Consider the following 1,850-nt stretch of genomic DNA (forward strand, 5'->3'; position numbering starts at 1 on the left):
CCGTCCAAAGTCTAGGTTGGTCCGACGGTTCAGCGAATATTGTGACGTTCTTTCCGAATATCCACCTTATCAGTAATTTCTTTATCACAATCGCCACTTCCTCTCTTGAGCATAAAAAAGAGCCCGTAGTTTTACGGACTCGTACTAATTCTCAGTATTCTATTTCAATTCAGCCAGTGCAGCTTCAGCTAAAGAAATATCTGCTTTGGTCGAAGCTATTCTTTCATCGTATCCAGCAAGTTGAGCCTCACGCTCTTTAATCAAGGCTTCATCAGCCCCTACAGATTTCAAACGTTCAACTTCCGCAGCCACCTCCTCACGCTCTTTTAAATTTGGAGCAAGCATACGGTCCTTCAAAATTGACAGAGTTTCTTCAAGACTCGCCTTTGAACGTCCAGAATATTTGTTTTCAGATGCCGTAGATGTTGTGGCATTGTTGCCAACACTCTCAGTCTCATCTGTTGTTACCGTTATGGTTTTACCGCTCACTTTTATATCAGCTCCTAACGCTTCCGATATAGCCCGTACTGGGACATTCGCTTTTCCGTCAATAATTGCCCCTTTGTCAGATAACGCTTTTCCATCCACGATTACCGAGTATTCCCCGGTCACTTTTTTTCCTACCATTGACTTGACTGTCTCAGCAAACGCCCCGGCTGATGTCGAAAGAACAAACCCAATCAATACTCCACCGATTACGTACGCTACTTTTTTCATAGATATATCCTCCGCTAAATGGTATATGGTTCATTTTTCCTATAATACCATTACGCTGATGAAGTTGTGAAGGTTCCTCCCCAATTTGATGCACCCGCCAAACCATGATTATGTGTTGGCAAAGTAACAGAGTGAGTATGTCCAATTGGCGCTTTTCCGCTCAATGAACTCCATATCGAATCTAATTCTGCCCGAAGCCCGGATATGTTTCCAATGCTAAGGTTTAATCCAGTGACTGTGCTACGAAATTCAGCAGGACCAGCGAAAATTGGCGACCCCTGCAGCCTAATTGGGTTACCAGTGTTGTTTGATCCAAGAAACAGGTCATTACTAAAGATAGTCAGCTGCCCCGAGTTTTGATATGAATTAATCTCCCCCGCAACAACTCCGCCCGAACCAAAGAACGAGATAGCCGCAATTTCATCGTTTGATCCTGTGGTAATTCGGATACGGTTCCTATTGTTAGAATCGTATGTTCGAAAACCGTTTATGTCCTGCTCAATGCGCCGCCCACTGGCTGCCGTTCGGATCAAGGCCCCTGTGATCGTTCCGCCCTCGATCTCATTACCGACAATCCGTGACGCCTGGATTAAAGAACTGAGCATGGTGGAATTATCAATTTCCCCGGTCAGTTTAATGGATCTGGCGACCACGTTGCCCTGCATGTCCACCCGGAACGGCGCTTCGTTGTAATTCGCATGGCCGGAGCTGATGCCCTGTGTATTGATCTTGGTGACCAGGTTCCCGCTGCCGATGACCATAGAAACGAAATCCCCGAGAACACCCCGTATAGCCTCCGCCACAATGCCCTGCGCTGTGATGGCGACCCTTGCAGTGATTCCCCGGTCTGTGGTCAGCATGAGTCCGTCAGACGTTAATATGACCTGGTTGCGTGTGTCTGTTTGGCTTTGCAGCACAATCCCCCGCTGATCATAAATTATCTGGGTCTTGGAGTTGTTGATGTCAATCACGGCCTGCTTGGCGAATGTCTCAAACACATCGGTTCGGATCTTCCCGCCCGAGAACAAGTCATTAGCGATTCTCTTAGACCGTTCCAGATCCGCAATGATATCGTCATAACTCTGGATTTTGAAGTTTGCCAGCACCACCTGAGTATGTTTGTCCATCGAAAA

Annotated in this window: 1 protein-coding gene and 1 pseudogene; both read right to left on the minus strand. The window is 46.8% G+C overall.

The features are described 5' to 3' along the window. Positions 1-159 precede the first annotated feature (159 nt). The gene (locus HP552_RS00675) at positions 160-717 is read right to left on the minus strand and encodes a stalk domain-containing protein (protein WP_175393854.1); all 558 of its coding nucleotides are present in this window, start codon (positions 715-717) and stop codon (positions 160-162) included. Between the two features lie 50 nt (positions 718-767). Continuing rightward, positions 768-1,850 (minus strand): annotated as a pseudogene (locus HP552_RS00680) (hypothetical protein); the annotation flags it as partial.

It is taken from the genome of Paenibacillus xylanilyticus, assembly GCF_013359935.1.
Classification (GTDB): domain Bacteria; phylum Bacillota; class Bacilli; order Paenibacillales; family Paenibacillaceae; genus Paenibacillus; species Paenibacillus xylanilyticus.